Annotated in this window: 16 protein-coding genes; 7 read left to right on the top strand and 9 right to left on the bottom strand. The window is 67.9% G+C overall.

Annotation, left to right across the window (positions count from 1 at the left end; all coding sequences use genetic code 11):
• Positions 1–29 precede the first annotated feature (29 nt).
• From AC07PA_RS27805 to tolA, 5 genes are all read left to right on the top strand, one after another.
• Entirely contained in the window at positions 30–1214 is a 1185-nt protein-coding gene (locus tag AC07PA_RS27805; RefSeq protein ID WP_494609784.1) for a pyridoxal phosphate-dependent aminotransferase, read from the top strand.
• Between the two features lie 792 nt (positions 1215–2006).
• Positions 2007–2438 carry a tol-pal system-associated acyl-CoA thioesterase gene (gene ybgC / locus AC07PA_RS27800; protein ID WP_007861829.1) on the top strand — a complete coding sequence of 144 codons (432 nt, stop codon included), beginning with the start codon at positions 2007–2009 and terminating at the stop codon, positions 2436–2438.
• A complete protein-coding gene (gene tolQ / locus AC07PA_RS27795; protein ID WP_007861827.1) occupies positions 2435–3139 on the top strand; it encodes a protein TolQ in 705 nt (234 codons plus the stop codon). The genes ybgC and tolQ overlap by 4 nt, the downstream gene beginning before the upstream one ends.
• Positions 3140–3158: 19 nt before the next feature.
• Positions 3159–3581, top strand: a complete 423-nt coding sequence (locus tag AC07PA_RS27790) for a biopolymer transporter ExbD (RefSeq protein WP_494609783.1) — start codon at positions 3159–3161, stop codon at positions 3579–3581.
• A 130-nt stretch (positions 3582–3711) separates the two neighbouring features.
• Positions 3712–4701: a cell envelope integrity protein TolA gene (tolA, locus tag AC07PA_RS27785; RefSeq protein ID WP_494609782.1), complete on the top strand. Its 990-nt coding sequence runs from the start codon at positions 3712–3714 to the stop codon at positions 4699–4701.
• A 64-nt stretch (positions 4702–4765) separates the two neighbouring features.
• Here tolA and AC07PA_RS27780 read toward each other — a convergent pair whose 3' ends face one another.
• Positions 4766–5740: a Bug family tripartite tricarboxylate transporter substrate binding protein gene (locus AC07PA_RS27780; RefSeq protein WP_494609781.1), complete on the bottom strand. Its 975-nt coding sequence runs from the start codon at positions 5738–5740 to the stop codon at positions 4766–4768.
• Between the two features lie 76 nt (positions 5741–5816).
• The gene (locus AC07PA_RS27775) at positions 5817–6734 is read right to left on the bottom strand and encodes a dihydrodipicolinate synthase family protein (protein ID WP_494609780.1); all 918 of its coding nucleotides are present in this window, start codon (positions 6732–6734) and stop codon (positions 5817–5819) included.
• Between the two features lie 102 nt (positions 6735–6836).
• Here AC07PA_RS27775 and AC07PA_RS27770 point away from each other — a divergent pair, with 102 nt between their 5' ends.
• Positions 6837–7766, top strand: a complete 930-nt coding sequence (locus AC07PA_RS27770) for a LysR family transcriptional regulator (RefSeq protein WP_494609779.1) — start codon at positions 6837–6839, stop codon at positions 7764–7766.
• Between the two features lie 34 nt (positions 7767–7800).
• Here the strand turns inward: AC07PA_RS27770 and AC07PA_RS27765 are convergent, their stop codons facing one another.
• Positions 7801–8196 (bottom strand): MerR family transcriptional regulator, encoded by a 396-nt coding sequence (locus tag AC07PA_RS27765; RefSeq protein ID WP_007851373.1) that lies wholly within the window; start codon positions 8194–8196, stop codon positions 7801–7803.
• 78 nt (positions 8197–8274) lie between these two features.
• On the opposite strand from AC07PA_RS27765, the gene AC07PA_RS27760 reads away from it, so the two are divergent.
• A complete protein-coding gene (locus AC07PA_RS27760) occupies positions 8275–9258 on the top strand; it encodes an aldo/keto reductase (protein ID WP_494609778.1) in 984 nt (327 codons plus the stop codon).
• A gap of 30 nt (positions 9259–9288) precedes the next feature.
• Here the strand turns inward: AC07PA_RS27760 and phnY are convergent, their stop codons facing one another.
• Genes phnY through phnD form a run of 6 tightly spaced genes read right to left on the bottom strand, consistent with a single transcriptional unit; the run spans position 9289 to position 15609 of the window.
• Positions 9289–10734 (bottom strand): phosphonoacetaldehyde dehydrogenase, encoded by a 1446-nt coding sequence (phnY, locus tag AC07PA_RS27755; RefSeq protein ID WP_494609777.1) that lies wholly within the window; start codon positions 10732–10734, stop codon positions 9289–9291.
• Positions 10731–11840: an iron-containing alcohol dehydrogenase PsrA gene (gene psrA, locus AC07PA_RS27750; protein WP_494609776.1), complete on the bottom strand. Its 1110-nt coding sequence runs from the start codon at positions 11838–11840 to the stop codon at positions 10731–10733. Before psrA ends, phnY begins: the two co-directional genes overlap by 4 nt.
• A 10-nt stretch (positions 11841–11850) precedes the next feature.
• Entirely contained in the window at positions 11851–13095 is a 1245-nt protein-coding gene (gene phnA, locus AC07PA_RS27745) for a phosphonoacetate hydrolase (protein WP_494609775.1), read from the bottom strand.
• The gene (gene phnE, locus AC07PA_RS27740) at positions 13095–13910 is read right to left on the bottom strand and encodes a phosphonate ABC transporter, permease protein PhnE (protein ID WP_494609774.1); all 816 of its coding nucleotides are present in this window, start codon (positions 13908–13910) and stop codon (positions 13095–13097) included. The genes phnA and phnE overlap by 1 nt, the downstream gene beginning before the upstream one ends.
• Positions 13907–14731 (bottom strand): phosphonate ABC transporter ATP-binding protein, encoded by an 825-nt coding sequence (phnC, locus tag AC07PA_RS27735; RefSeq protein WP_494609773.1) that lies wholly within the window; start codon positions 14729–14731, stop codon positions 13907–13909. Before phnC ends, phnE begins: the two co-directional genes overlap by 4 nt.
• Positions 14728–15609 (bottom strand): phosphonate ABC transporter substrate-binding protein, encoded by an 882-nt coding sequence (gene phnD / locus AC07PA_RS27730; RefSeq protein ID WP_494609772.1) that lies wholly within the window; start codon positions 15607–15609, stop codon positions 14728–14730. Before phnD ends, phnC begins: the two co-directional genes overlap by 4 nt.
• Positions 15610–15741 lie beyond the last annotated feature (132 nt).

Here is a 15741-nt window from a genome sequence, read left to right as displayed (position 1 = left end):
CCCCGCGCGGGCAGGACCTCCACCCAGCCATGAAATTCTCCTCGCGCGCCGAGCGCATCGAACCGTTTTACGTGATGGAGGTGGCCAAGGCCGCCCAGGCCCTGGCACGCGAGGTAGCGGCCACCAGCGAGCCGATGATCTTCTTGAACATCGGCGAGCCCGACTTCACCGCCCCGCCCCTGGTGCAGGAGGCCGCCGCCCGCGCCGTGCGCAACGGCGCCACCCAGTACACCAACGCCCTGGGCCTGGAGCCCCTGCGCGAGCGCATCAGCGCCTGGTATGCACAGCGCTTCGGCGTCAACGTGCCGGCCCGGCGCATCGTGGTCACGGCCGGCGCATCGGCTGCGCTGCAGCTGGCCTGCCTGGCGCTCATCGAGTCCGGCGACGAGATCCTCATGCCCGACCCGAGCTATCCCTGCAACCGCCACTTCGTGAGCGCAGCGGACGGCAAGGCCGTGCTCGTCCCCACCACCGCGGCCGAGCGCTACCAGTTGAGCGCCGAGAAGGTGCGCGCCGCCTGGACCGACAAGACCCGCGGCGTGCTGCTGGCCTCGCCATCGAACCCCACGGGCACGTCGATCGCGCCCGGCGAGCTGCGCCGCATCCACGAGGTCGTGCGCGCGCACGACGGCATCACGCTGATCGACGAGATCTACCTGGGCCTGTCGTACGAAGAAGAGTTCGGCCACACGGCGCTGGCCATCGACGAGAACATCGTCAGCATCAACAGCTTCAGCAAGTACTTCAACATGACCGGCTGGCGCCTGGGCTGGATGGTGGTGCCCGAGGCCATGGTGCCCGTGGTCGAGCGCCTGGCGCAGAATTTGTTCATCTGCGCGAGCACGGTCTCGCAGCATGCGGCGCTGGCCTGCTTCGAGGCCGAGAGCATCGCCGAGTACGAGCGGCGGCGGGCGGAGTTCAAGGCACGGCGCGATTTCTTCATTCCCGCGCTGCAGTCGATGGGGCTGTCGGTGCCTGTCATGCCGGATGGTGCTTTTTATGCCTGGGCGGATTGCTCCAAGGCTGCTTCTCGGTTGGGTGTGAATGGCAGTTGGGATTTTGCGTTTGAGGTGATGAAGCGGGCGCACGTGGCGATTACGCCGGGGCGGGATTTTGGGACTGCTGAGACGGAGAGGTTTGTGCGGTTCTCTACTGCGAATTCGATGGCGCAGTTGGAGGAGTCGGTTGCTCGGTTGCGTCGTTTGTTGGGGTGATCTGAGTAGTGGTTAGGTCTGCTCTTTTTTTGAAGGCGGAGGCCGGGTCTCGGCCCGGCGGCCGAGGTACCTTTCTTTGCTTCGCCAAAGAAACGTACCCCAAAGAAAGGCGACCCCGCTGCCCGTGTCCCCCTCGCCGGTGGCGAGGGGGCAACCTGCGATGCTCGGTCCTGGGGTGTGCCGCAGAACTCGCTGCGTTCTTCGAACTCCGCTCAAACAGCTGCGGCAAGCTAGACAACGAGGCGCGTGTCCTGCGGCACGCGCTCACCCCAGGCCCTGCGCTTCTCGGCACGGTCAGAGGGGGTTGGGAGCGGGCTCCACACGGGCCATTGCTTCGCTCGGCCCGGGGTGCCGTCGCTGCGCTCGGCCTGGGCAGGGCGGCTACGCCGCCCGTCGGCAGCGCGCAGCGCGTAACCGCCCCCCGGCGCAGCTGCGCAAGCAGCAGCCGGGTGGTACCCGCTCCCCACCCCTGCTGGCTGCGCCGAGAAGCGCAGGAGCTGGGGTGGGTGCGTGTGCCGAAGGACACACGCACTTCGTCATCTGGCTCGTCGCTGCTGTTTGAGCGGAGTGCGAAGCACGCAGCGAGTTCAGCGACGCCCACCCCAGATCCGAGCATCGCAGGCTGCCCCCGTTCGCCCGACAGGGCGATCGGGGGACGCAGACTGGGGGTCGCCTTTTCTTTGCCCACTTTCTTTTGGCGACGCAAAAGAAAGTGGGTGCGCCGCCGGGCGCACATCCCGGCTCCCGTCCTGTGCAAAAGCATGCAGCGACCACTACACAAGAGGCAAGCAAATGGCTTTTGAATTCCCAATCAGGATCTATTGGGAAGACACCGACGCGGGCGGAATAGTCTTCTACGCCAACTACCTCAAATTCTTCGAACGCGCCCGCACCGAATGGCTCCGCTCCCTCGGCATCGGCCAACAACAACTCAGGGAACAAACCGGCGGCATGTTTGTCGTAACCCACAGCCAGGTCCGCTACCTGCGGCCAGCTAGGCTCGACGACGAACTCATTGTTACCGCCCAGCTGCAGGAGGCAGGCCGCGCATCGTTGACAATACTGCAGCGAGCGCTCCTGAAACCGGAGCAGCCAATGACCGACAATGCGTCCGCGTTGCTGCTCAGTGAAGGCACCATCCGCATCGGCTGGGTGGACGCCGCCACCCTCAGGCCCGCAAGAATACCGAGCACCCTTCTGGAACAACTCTCAACAAACACATGAATTCCCAAAACATGTCCATCCTCAGCCTGGTGCTGCAGGCCAGCTGGGTGGTGCAACTCGTCATGGCGCTGCTGCTGGCCGTCTCGGTCGCCAGCTGGGCTGCCATCTTCCGCAAGCTGTTCGCGCTCAAGCGCATCAAATCGCTCAACGACGACTTCGAGCGCGACTTCTGGTCCGGCACCAGCCTGAACGACCTGTTCGCCAGCGCCGCGCAGAACGCCAAGAACGCCGGCCCCATGGAACGCATCTTCGCCAGCGGCATGCGCGAGTACCAGAAACTGCGCGAGCGCCGCATCACCGATGCCGGCACCCTGATGGACGGCGCACGCCGCGCCATGCGCGCCAGCTTCCAGCGCGAGATGGACGTGGTCGAATCCAGCCTGTCCTTCCTGGCCACCGTGGGCTCGGTATCGCCCTACGTGGGCCTGTTCGGCACGGTGTGGGGCATCATGCACGCCTTCACCGGCTTTGCCGGCATGGAGCAGGTGACCCTGGCCACCGTGGCCCCGGGCATTGCCGAAGCGCTGGTGGCCACCGCCATCGGTTTATTCGCAGCCATCCCGGCCGTGATCGCCTACAACCGCTTTGCCCGCGACATCGACCGCGTGGCCACGCACCAGGAGACCTTCATCGAGGAGTTCTCCAACATCCTGCAGCGCAACCTGGGCGCGCAACAGCCCACCTCGGCCTCCGGCCACTGAAAACAGGAAGGGAGCCCGCATGCCCGCCATGGCGTCCCGCGGCCGAGGCCGCCGCACCATCAACGAGATCAACATGGTCCCGTTCATCGACGTGATGCTGGTGCTGCTCATCATCTTCATGGTGACGGCGCCCATGCTCACCCCCGGCATGGTCGACGTGCCCAGTGTGGGCAAGGGCCGCAACCTGCCCAAGGTGGTCGCCCAGATCGTGGTGAACAAGGACGGCTCGCTGCAGCTCAAGACCCCCGAGGCCACGCGCAGCATGAGCCAGCGCGAGATCGGCGAGGCCGCGCTGCGCTGGCAGAAGAACCAGACCAGGGAGACGGCAGTCATCATCACGGCCGACAAGGGCGTGATGTACGACAACGTGGTCAAGGCCATGGACGCCCTGCAGAAGGCGGGCGTCCAGCGCGTGGGGCTGTCCGTCAAGCAGGGCGGCTAGCAAGCCAGGCAGACAACGCTTTGGGCGCCTGGCACGTTGTGTGTATGCGCTGCCAGCGGTAGACAAGCCACTGACGCCCATTTCATCCCTCCACGGAACCGACGACCCTGCAAAGCGCTCCACCCCTTCCATGCACGCCCAAGACGACCGCGACCAGTTTGCGCCCCCCGCCCCCCCTGCCCGCCTGCGAGCCATCTCGCTGGCGGTGCTGGTGCACCTGGCGCTGATCGGCGCACTCACCTGGGGCGTGAACTGGAAGGCCAGCTCCGACCAGCCCGCCGTGCAGGCCGAGCTGTGGTCTGCCGTACCCCAGCAGGCCGCGCCACCCGAGGTGACGCCGCCCACGCCCCCCACCCCGCCCACGCCACCCGAGCCACGGCCCGTTCCCACACCCGCGCCGCCGCCGCCGCCCCCCCCACCGCCGCCGCGTGCCGTGGAGCCCGACACGCGCGAAGCCGACATCGCCATCGAGCGCGAGAAAAAGCGCCTGGAGCAGGAGAAAAAAGCCCGCGCCGAGAAGCTCGAACGCGAAAAGCGCGAGCGTGAGCGCAAGGAAGACGAGCGCGAGGAACGCCTCGAAAAGGAAAAGAAGGAAAAGCTCGCCGAGCAGAAGAAGGCCGAGCAGGAAAGGGAAAAGCAAAAGAAGCTGGCCGAGGAAAAGCGCAAGGCCGAAGAGGCCAAGGATGCAAAGGAAGCCAAGGAAGCAGCCGCCAAGAAGCAGCAACAGCGCGCCGAGGCCGAAGCCAAGCAGCTGGCCGCCCAGCGCGAGGCCAACCTGCGCCGCATGCAAGGCCTGGCGGGCTCTGAGGGCAACGAGAAGTCGACCGGTACCGCCCAGCGCGACTCCGGCCCCTCGGGCAGCTACGGCGGCCGCGTGGCCGCCAAGGTCAAGCCCAACATCGTCTACCCCGATGCGATCTCGGGCAACCCGCGCGCCGAGGTCGAGGTGCGCCTGGCGCCCGACGGCACCATCGTCGGCAAGCGCCTGGTGCAGTCCAGCGGCAACAAGGCCTGGGACGACGCCGTGCTGCGCGCTCTGGACAAGACCGAGACCCTGCCGCGCGACGTGGACGGCCGCGTGCCGGCCTCGCTGACCATCGGGTTCAGGCCGCAGGACTGATCCCGGCGCCAGAGAACGCTCCGGGCCGCGCGCAAGGCGCGCGGGACGCCATGCGGTGGCCGGTCTACTCCGGCTGGATCCCCGCCGCCTTGATGATCTTGCCCCAGCGTGCCAGTTCACCGAGCTGGAACTTCGCCAGTTCTTCCGGGCCCATGAAGGATGCCTCCTGGCCGGTCTGCTCGATCACCTGGCGCACCGCCGGCGTGGCCAGTGCATCGCGCACCAGGCTGCTCAGCCGGTGGACCACGGGCGCAGGCGTTCCGGCGGGCGCATACAGCGCATTCCAGTAGCCGAACTCGTAGCCCGGCAGCGACTCGCCGATGGCCGGCACGTCGGGGACCAGCGGCGAGCGGCGCGCACTGCTCACGCCCAGGGCGCGCAGCTTGCCGGCCTTCACCTGCGGCAGGCTGGTGGTCAGGTCCACAATCATCAGGTCGATCTGTCCGCCCACCAGGTCCATCACGGCCGGTGGGTTGGCCTTGTAGGGCACGAAGTTGAACTGGGTGCCGGTCGACTGCTGGAACAGCTCGGTGGCCACCTGGGCCGACGAACTGCCCGAGCCGTAGTTGAGCTTGCCGGGCGAGGCCTTGGCCAGCGCCACCAGCTCGGCCACGTTGCTGGCCTTGACCTGGGGGTTCACCACCAGCGCCAGGTAGCCGCGCGCCAGCAGCGAGACGGGCGCGAAATCCTTGATCGGGTCGTAGGCGATCTTCTTGAGCAGGTGGGGATTGGCCGACTGCGTCGTGTTGGTCGTCATGAACACGGTGTAGCCGTCGGGCTGGGCGCGTGCGACGTACTGCGCGGCGATGCTGCCGAACGCACCGGCCCGGTTGTCCACGACCACGGCCTGACCCGTGGCCTTGGCCATTTCCGCAGCCACGCTGCGGGCCAGGCCGTCGGTGGCACTGCCCGGCGTGGAGCCGATCACGATGGTGATGGGCTTGGCCGGAAAAGCCTGGGCCAGCACACCGGTGCTGAACAGGGCGGCGGTGAGGGGAGCGAGCGCGGCGAGCGCCAGCACAGAGCGGCGAAATGGCATGTTTGTCATCCTGATTATTGGTTTGGGGTCGCAGAGAGAAGCCTGGAGAGAAACGGAGAGGTCAGGCCAGGTCAGTTCAGCGCAGCAGATTCCAGCCTGCCAGCAAGGCGCCCAGTTCCTGCTGCTGCCGCTCGGTGAGCGGCCAGGCCGAGGGCGGGCGCGTGGCTCCGCAGGAGTTGCCCATCAGCTGCAGCGCGGCCTTGACCACGGTGACGTTGGTGCCGTTGTTCTCCTGCGCACGCAGTTCCTCGAAAGGCAGCATCTCGCCGATCAGGCGCATCGCCAGCGCGTGGTCGCCGGCCTCCAGCGCCTGGAAGATGGCCACGGACCGCTCGGGCAGCACGTTGATCAGCCCCGACGTGAAACCGCGCGCACCCACCGCGTAGAACGGCGGCGCCCACACCTCCGCCAGGCCGCAGACCCAGGCCAGGTTGCGGTCTTCCACGCGGCGCATGGCCTGTGCCAGCAGCAGCGGCGTGGGCGACGCCCACTTGACCCCCATCACCTCGGGGATGCGGCACAGCGCCTCCACGGCGGCGAGGCCGATGTTCTCGTTGCGCAGGTACAGCACCAGCGGCAGCCCGCCGCCCGCCTCGGCGATGCGCTGCACATAGGCCACCACGCCACGCGGCGAAACAAAGGGATCTGGCGGCTGGTGCACCATCAGCGCATCGGCCCCCGCATCGCGCGAGACACGGGCCAGGCGGCAGGCCTCGCCCACGCTGCGGCCCACGCCGGCCAGCAGCGGCACGCGCCCCGCCACGCACTCGGCGGCGAACTGCACCGCCTGCTCGGCCTCCCCGGCCTCCAGGCCATAGAACTCGCTGGTGTTGCCATTGGCCACCAGCACCTGCACGCCGGCCTGCACGGCCCGGTCCACCACCGGGCGCAGCGGCGCGGCGGTCACCGCGCCATCGGCACCGAACGGCGTGACCAAAATGCCCGAAATACCGCCGAGTGCGCTGCGCAGCGCCGGCCCCTGGAATGAACTCACAATGCAGCTCCTGGATACAGTGAAACAATGGGATCCACTGTAAAAAGCCACCCAGGCAGTGTCCAATCCAAACAGGCGATGGCGCCATTCAAGAAATAGATCGTGTTCCAGCTCTCCCAATTGCGCTGCTTCGTGGCCGTCGCCACCGAACTGCACTTCGGCCGCGCTGCCGCCCTGGTCAACATGACGCAGCCCCCGCTCACGCGCCAGATCCAGCTGCTGGAGCACGAGGTCGGGGTGCGCCTGCTCGAGCGCGCGGGCGGTGCGGTGCGCCTCACGCCCGCGGGCGCCACCTTCCTGCGCGAGGCCGAAGACATCCTGCGCCGCAGCCAGGCCGCCACGCTGGCGGCGCGCCGGGCCATGCGCGCCGATGCCGGCAGCGTGACGCTGGGTTTCATCGCCGCGTCCAGCTTCGCCCTCCTGCCCCGGGTGCTCGGTGCGATCCGCGCCGGCCTGCCCGACGTGCACGTGGTGCTGCGCGAGATGCAGAGCGTGGACCAGCTCGAAGCCCTGGCCGGCGACCGGCTCGACCTGGGCATCGTACGGCCCTTCGCACCGCGCAGCTTCGCTGCTTCAGCACCTCTGCTGCAGGAGCCCCTGGTGCTGGCCGCGCCCGCCAGCCATCCGCTGGCCCAGGGCGGGCCGATGCCGCTGGCGGCGCTGCAGGGCCAGCCCTTCATCGAGTTCTGCCCGTCGGAAACACGCTACATCTACGAGCTGATCGCCGGCCGCCTGCGCGCCGAGGGCGTGGCGCCAGACACCGTGCTCACGCTCAGCCACACCCATTCGATCCTGGCGCTGGTCGATGCGGGCTGGGGCGTCGCGCTCGTGCCCCAATCGGCCATGCGGCTGGGCTATGCGAATGTCGCGTTCCGGCCGCTGCGCGACCCGGCGGGCCTGCATGCCGAACTGCACCTTGCCTGGCGCAGGGAGAGCCGGCACGAGGTGGCGAACACCGTGCGGGAGGTGGTGGTGGGGGCTTTCGCTGCTGTGGCACAGGCATCGGCGCACCCGCCGATCCCTGCCCGCTAGAACCTCTTGCGCGTCCCGGCAGGCACCGGCCGCCTCAGCACCGGTAGTCGCCGATCCGGGGCGCACCCGCGGGCTTGCCCGCCTCGATCCATTCCAGCTTGTCGCGCAGAAAGGCCAGCGCGCCTTCCAGCTGGCCCTTCTTGTCCTCCAGCCGCTCGATCTGCGTGCGCAGCACCTCGACCGTCCGCGCCCTGGAGCGCGCGCCCCGGCGGTATTCCTCGTTGAGCGCCGCAATCTCGCCCAGCGAATAGCCCAGCGACTGCTGCAGGCGAACCATGCGCACCGCGACCAGGTCGTCCTCGGTGAAGGTCTGGTAGGCGCTGGAACCGCCCAGTTGCCCACGCCGCGGGGTGATCAGGCCCTTCTTCACATAGAACCGGACCGTGTCCTGCGGCAGGCCTGCGGCCCGGGCGAATTCGGAAATCAGCATTGCACTGGCGGCTTGACCTTGGACCATGGTCCATACTTATAACAGGGCGCTTGTTCATCTTTTTCCGGATCGTTCTCCATGGCACACAAGCACCCCGCCCTCGCACAGGTTCAACTCGGCCGCGCCGGCCCCATGGTCGGGGCCCAGGGCCTGGGCTGCATGGGCATGAGCGAGTTCTATGGCGCCGCCGATGCAGCGCAGTCGCAGGCCACGCTGGCGCAGGCAATGGACCTGGGCGCCACCCTGCTGGACACCGCCGACATGTACGGCCTGGGCGCCAACGAAAGCTTTCTCGCCCCCTTCGTGCGGGCGCACCGGGGCCGCGCCGTCATCGCCACCAAGTTCGGCTACACCCGCACCGCCGACACTCCCGGCGACTGGAGCCTGGACAACCGGCCCGCCTACATCCGCGCCGCGGCAGAGCGCTCGCTGCAGCGCCTGGGGATCGACACCATCGACCTGTACTACATGCACCGGCGCAGCCAGGAGGTGCCGCTGGCCGACTCCATCGGCGCCATGGCCGACCTGGTGCGCGCCGGCAAGGTCCGCGCGCTCGGGCTGTGCGAGGTGACGGCCGACGAACTGCGCACGGCACACGCCATCCATCCCATCGCGGCACTGCAGTCCGAATGGTCGCTGTTCAGCCGCCAGATCGAGCGCGAGGTGCTGCCATGCGCCGTGGCGCTGGGGATCGCCATCGTGCCCTATGCCCCGCTGGGGCGCGGGCTGCTCACCAGTGGCAGCTTTGCCGGCCAGTTGGGTGCCGACGACGCCCGCAGGAACTTCCCGCGCTTTGCGGCAGACAACCAGGCGGCCAACGTCCGCCTGGTGGCCCAGGTCGAGCAGTTGGCCGCCGCCCGCGGGCTCTCGGCGGCGCAGCTGGCGCTGGCCTGGCTGCACACGCAGGCACGTCTGCTGGGCGCCACCGCCGTGCCGATCCCCGGCACCCGCAAGCCCTCCCGGCTCCAGGAAAACGCGGCGGCTGCCTCCATCACGCTCACTTCAGCAGACATGGCGGCACTGGAGCCTCTGGCCAGCGCCGTGCAGGGCATGGCGATCTAGGGCCTGCGTGCGGGACGAATGCCTGCCCGCTCACCATGGCAAGGTAAACGTCTTGCAGTTGGTGAACGACTTGATCGCCTCCTGCACCCCTTCCTTGTAGCCCAGGCCCGAATCCTTGATGCCACCGAACGGGGTCAGCTCGATGCGGTAGCCCGGCACCTCCCAGAGGTTGACGGTGCCGACCTGCAGCTCCTTGGCTAAGCGGGTCACGTCGTCCAGGCGGTTGGTGCAGATGCCCGACGACAGGCCGAAGGCCGTGCCGTTGGATATGCAGATCGCCTCGTCGATGTTGCGAAAGGTCAGGATGGGCGACACGGGGCCGAAGGTCTCCTCGCGCACCACGGTCATCTCCGGCCGCACCCGGTCCAGCACCGTGGGGGAGTACAGCGCGCCCTCGCGCACATTGCCCGCCAGCAAGCGCGCGCCCTGGGAGATGGCCTCGTTCACCACCTTCTCGAAGTGGCGGGCCGCGGCCTCATCGATCACCGTGCCCATCTCGGTGGCCTTGTCCATCGGGTCGCCATAGCGCCATGCCACCGTCTTGGCCACCACGCGCTCGGTGAACTCGGCCGCCACCTTCTCATGCACCAGCATGCGCTTGACCGCCGTGCAGCGCTGGCCCGAGTTCTTGTACGAGCCCTGCACCGCCAAGTCGCTGGCCTTGTCCAGGTCGGCATCGTCCATCACGATCAACGGGTCGTTGCCGCCCAGCTCCAGCACCATGCGCCGGTAGCCGGCCTTCGACGCAATGTACTTGCCAATGGCCACCCCGCCGGTGAAGGTGACCAGATCGACGTGGCGGTGGGTCAGCAGCTCGTCGGCGATCTCTCGCGGATCGCCGGTCACCACCTGCAGCATCTCCACGGGCAGGCCGGCCTCGTACAGCAGGTCGGCAAAATAGTAGGCCGACAGGGGCACCTTCTCCGAAGGCTTGAGCACCATGCGGTTGTTGGTGGCCACGGCCGGCACCACCTTGTGCGCCACCTGGTTCATGGGGTGGTTGAAGGGCGTGATGGCCGTGATGACACCCAACAGCGGCTCGCGCGTGGTGATCACCTTGCGCTTCTTGCCGTGCGGCGTGAGGTCGCACGAGAACACCTGCCCATCGTCGCGCAGGGCCTCGTTGGCGCCGAAGTTGAGCACGTCTGCCACGCGCCCGATCTCGTAGGTGCTGTCCTTCTTGCACAGGCCCGACTCGGCGGTGATGATGTTCGATGCCTCGTCGGTGCGCTCGCGCAGCAGCGCCGCCGCCCGGTTGAGGATGGCCGAACGCTCGTAGCGCGACAGCGTGGGCACATAGGCCTGGGCGATGTCCATCGCCCGGCGCACGTCCTCCACGCTGGCCATGCCCACCGTGCCCACGCGCTCGCCGCTGTAGGGGTTGACGACGTCGATGCTGCGCTCCGTGCGCACCCTGGCGCCGCCGATGCGCAGGGCCTCCGCGCGGAAGTCCGCGCTTTCCATGATGCAACTCATGCTGCCTCCTTGAGTGCTGCCGTGTTGGCTCCGATGAAGTTCTTGCCGCGTGCGCCGGTCAGCGCATGAGCCACCATCTGCTGCGCCTGGTCGTCACTCACGCCGTAGTCGGCAAAGCGCGTCCTCACGCCCAGTTCCTCGATGAAGCGGGCCAGCCGGGCCGGCGCGCCGGCCAGGTTTCCCAGCGCGCTTTCCAGCACGGCGTCGCGCTCCGGGCTCTGGCCAATGGCCCGCTCCAGCACCATGGGCAGCGGAAAGCTGCAGGCAATGCCGTGCGGCAGCCCGTAGCGCAGCGTCATCTCGTACGAGATCGAGTGCGCCAGTGCCGTGCGCGTGTTCGAGAAGGCCATGCCGGCCTTCAGGGCCGCCAGGGCCATGCGACCGCGCAGCACCGCGTCGTCCAGGTGCTCCATCAGCTGCGGCAGGGCATCCAGGATTTCATGCACCGCCGCCACCGCGAAGGTATCGGACACGGGGTTGGCATTCACGTTCCAGATCGCCTCCAGCGCATGCGACAGCGCGTCCAGCCCGCTTTGCAGCGTGACCGAGGCGGGCAGCGACAGCATGAGCTCGGGGTCGATCAGCGCAATGCTCGGCCAGGTCTCGGGCAGGTGCAGCGAGTACTTCTTCTGCGCGCCGCGGTCCCATACCGTGGCCCAGGGCGTCACCTCGCTGCCGGTACCGGCCGTCGTCGGCACGGCGATGAGCGTCTTGGTCCGCGCTGGCGTGAAGGCCTTGCCGGACGCCAGCAGCGCCACCAGCTCGGAGAAACGCCCGCTGGGCGTGGCCACCATCAGCGCCTTGGCGGTATCGATGGCACTGCCACCGCCCACCGCAATGATCACCTCGGCACTCGCGGCCCCACCGGACCAGAAGGCGTCGTAGACCGCCGCAAGCTCCGCGACGTCCGGGTTGGGACGCACATCGTCGATCACACCGGCCAGCTGGTCGCCCAGCAGGCCCTCGATGCGGGCCACCAGGCCCAGCTGGCGGGCCTCCGGAAAGGTGACCAGCAGCGCCCGCCGGCCGCCCAGCAGCTTTGGCAGAGACAACAGTTCCCCTGCCCCGTAGACGCTGCGTACGGGGTTCAAGTATTCATGTGGCATGGAGAGACCTCTAGACGGAGGGAAAAGCGTGGTTCAACGCGAGGTCGAACACGTCGAAATTGCGCAACCGCCGACCGGGGGCGACGCCCTTCAGGGGCCGGTTGAACAGCAGCGGCACCTTCTGCTCCGAGATGCCGCCGTGCGAGCGCAGGGGCACGGTCAGCCCGCTCAGGTCGTGCCGCGCCTCACTGGTGCCCAGCACCGTGAGGTGGTCCGACACCACCACCAGGTCGCCTATGCGGTCGCCCGCCAGCTCGAAGCGGGCCACCGCCTCCTCGCGCGTCAGCACCACCTCCACGCCCGGCAGGGCCTGCAGCGCGCTGCGCACGCCCTCCAGCGCGGCGCCGGCATTCACGTAGATGGTCGCGAACGAGCCCAGGGCGCCGTGGTGCACCACGTAGGGGTCGGTGATGGGCAGGATCACCCGCGTGCTGCCAGCGCCCAGCTGTGCATCCAGCTCCTGCTGCAGGTAGACCACGCGCGGGTTGCCGGCGGCGTCGGTCTTGGGGCTCATGCCATGGTCGGCGGTGAGGCCGATGACCGCACCCAGCGCATCGAGCTGGGCGAGGTAGCCGTCCATCATCGCGTAGAAGGCATTGGCCTCCGGCGTGCCCGGGGCGCACTTGTGCTGCACGTAGTCGGTGGTCGACAGGTACATCAGGTCCGGCCGGCGGGTCTCCATCAGGCGCACACCGGCCGCAAACACGAACTCGCTCAGGTCAGCGCTGTACACCGAGGGCACGGGCCTGCCCACCAGCTCCAGCACATTCTCGATGCCGCACTCGGCCAGCGTGGCCTTGTCGGCCTTCTCGGCCGAAAAGCAGATGCCCTTGAGGCCATGGCCGAGCAGGGTGCGCAGCTTGTCCTTGGCCGTCACCGCCGCCACCAGCGCACCGGCGTTCGCAAAGGCCGCCAGCAGCGTCGGGGCACGCAGGTACTCGGGGTCGTTCATCATGACCTCGCGGTCGGCAGCCACGTCGTAGAAGTAGTTGCCGCAAATGCCGTGCACCGAGGGCGGCACGCCGGTCACGATGGACACGTTGTTCGGGTTGGTGAAGCTGGGCACCACGCAGTCCCCGATCAGCGAGCCGCCCTGGGCCTGCATGCGCGCCAGGTAGGGCGCGACGCCTGCCTGGATGGCCTGGGTCAGGTAGTCGGGCTCGCAGCCATCCACGCAGACCACCACCACCGGTGCGGCGGGCCTGGCGTATTGCCGGCCATTGGCCTGCACGAAGTCGATCACAGCAGCATTCATCAACGGGCTCCTTTTTGAATCCAGGCACGCAGCCGGGTCGAGATGGCATCGGCCACCATCACCATGGCGATGATCACGGCGATGCAGGTGGCGGTGTCCTGGTACTGGAACAGCTTCATGCTGCCCACCAGTTCGAAGCCGATGCCGCCCGCGCCCACCATGCCCAGCACGGTGGCCTGGCGCAGGTTGGTCTCGAAGCGGTACAGCACCACGGCGATCCATGCGGTCACCACCTGGGGCAGCACGGCAAAGATGATGGTCTGTATGGGCCCGGCCCCGGTGGAGCGCAGCGCCTCGATCGGCCCCTGGTCGATCTCCTCGATCGACTCGGAGAAGAACTTGCCCAGCATGCCCGCGCCATGCACGGCCAGTGCCAGCACGCCCGGAAACGGTCCCAGCCCCACCGCGGCCACGAACACCAGCGCCAGGATGATCTCGTTGACGCCCCGCGTCACGTTGAACAGCTGGCGGGTGAGCTGGTAGACCACCACGTTCGGCGTCAGGTTGCGCGCGGCGAAGAAGCACACCGGAATCGCCAGCACCACGGCCAGCAGGGTGCCCCACACGGCGATCTGGATGGTCTCGATCGCCGGAACGATCAGCTTGTCCAGAAACGCCCAGTTGGGTGGCAGCATGCGCCCCAGAAAGTCGCCGATCCACGGCAGGCCCTTGGCCAGCTCGCCAAAGCTGACCTGCGCGCCGCGCGCGGCCCACCACAGCACGCCGACGAACAGCGCACCGAGGCCGATGCGCGGCCACCACCCCAGCCCGCCGCTGGGCCGGGCCACCAGAAAAGTGTAGGAACCGATGTTCATGCGCCTGCCTCCTCAAGTTCCAGCTGGCGCAGCGCGGGTGCGGCTGCGGCCGCCACGGCGGGGGCGCCGCGGCTGCGGGCGTCGCCCTCGTCCAGGCCGGGGTAGATCCGCTTGAGCACCTCGTCCGTCAGGCCCTCGGGCCCGCCGTCACAGACGATGCGCCCGCCCGACACGCCCACGATGCGTTCGCCGAACTCGCGCGCATAGTCGATCTGGTGCAGGTTGCAGACCACGGTGATGCCCAGCTCGCGGCTGGCCTGTTTGAGGTAGTTGAGCACCGTGCGCGAGGTCTTCGGGTCCAGGCTGGCGACCGGCTCGTCGGCCAGGATCACCTTGGGCTGCTGGGCCAGCGCACGCGCAATGCCCACGCGCTGCTTTTGCCCGCCCGAGAGCGTGTCGGTGCGCAGCCCGGCCTTGTCCTGCAGCTCCACACGGCGCAGGCACTCCCGCGCAATCGCCACGTCCTTGCGCGGAAAGATCTGCAGCCATGACAGCACCGAAGGCACCGCCCCCATGCGGCCCGTCAGCACGTTCTTCTGCACCGACAGGCGGGGCACCACGTTGTAGTGCTGAAAGATCATCGCCACCTGGCGGCGCAGGCCGCGCAGGCTCGCGCCGCTGGGCCGGGCCAGTTGCCCGTCGATGTGGATCTCGCCGCTCGTGGGCTCGGCCAGGCGGTTGATGCAACGCAGCAGCGTCGACTTGCCGGCGCCCGAAGGCCCCAGGACCACCAGGAACTCCCCCGGCGCCACGTCGAGGTCGATGCCCGTCAGCGCATCGAAGTCGCCGTAGCGCTTGCTCAGGCCACGGATCTTGATCATTTCATGGCCCTCAGGTCGAGGTTCAGGATCTTGGCCGTCTCGCGGATGATGTCGTAGGCCTTGTCGTTCGTGGGATGAAACCCGTTGAGCATCCCCTGGTCCGACCATGGGATGTCCTTCACGTCCAGGAAGGCGGCCTGCACGCGCTTCTTGAGGTCCGCGTCCAGGTCCTTGCGCCAGACGGTGGGCGACTCGGGGATCGGGTCCGACTTCCACACCACCACCAGGTCCTCGCGCTTGGCCAGGCCCTTGGCGATGGCCGCATCGAGGATGCGGTCGGCAATCGCCACGGCCTCGATCTTCTTGTTCTGCACCGCCACGGCATTCGAGTCGTGCGAGCCGGAGAAGACGACCCGGCCAAAATCCTTGTCGGTGTTGAAGCCCTCCTTCATCAGGCCGGCCTTGGGGAACAGGTGGCCCGAGGTGGACGTCGGGTCCACGAAGGCAAAGGTCTTGCCCTTGAGGTCGGCCACGGTCTTGATGCCGCTGTCCTTGTGGGCCACGATGAGCGCGTGGTAGAAGGCCCGGCCGGCCTTCTTGGTCTCGGCCACGGCGAAGGCCTCGATGGGCGCCACGGTGGTGCCCATCACGTACGAGAAGGGGCCGAGGTAGGCCACATCGAGCCGCTTGGAGCGCAGGGCCTCGATCACGCCGTTGTAGTCGGCCGCCACAAAGGGCTTGACCGGCATGCCCAGCGATTTGGACAGCATGTCCATCATGGCCTGGCTGTTGGCGATCATGGCCCGCGAATCCTCGGAAGGAATCAGGCCCACCGTCAGGGTGCCGGCTGCGGCCCTGGCCGTGGCACTCAGGCCCACCAGGGAGGGGGCCAGCACCAGGGATGTGCTGGCCAGCAGGGATCGTCGCGTGAATTTCATCGATGTCTCCTAAGGGTTGGGTTTGAACCTCTTGTGTGCGCATGCCTCACGGGGCCCGACGCATGGCCCTACTGTCGGCGCTCGCGCACTATCTGGCAAATTCAACTTTTTTCACCGTTGCATTCATTCAAT

Source organism: Acidovorax sp. GW821-FHT09B03, from assembly GCF_059418305.1.
This window is presented reverse-complemented; position numbering and strand designations above follow the sequence as displayed.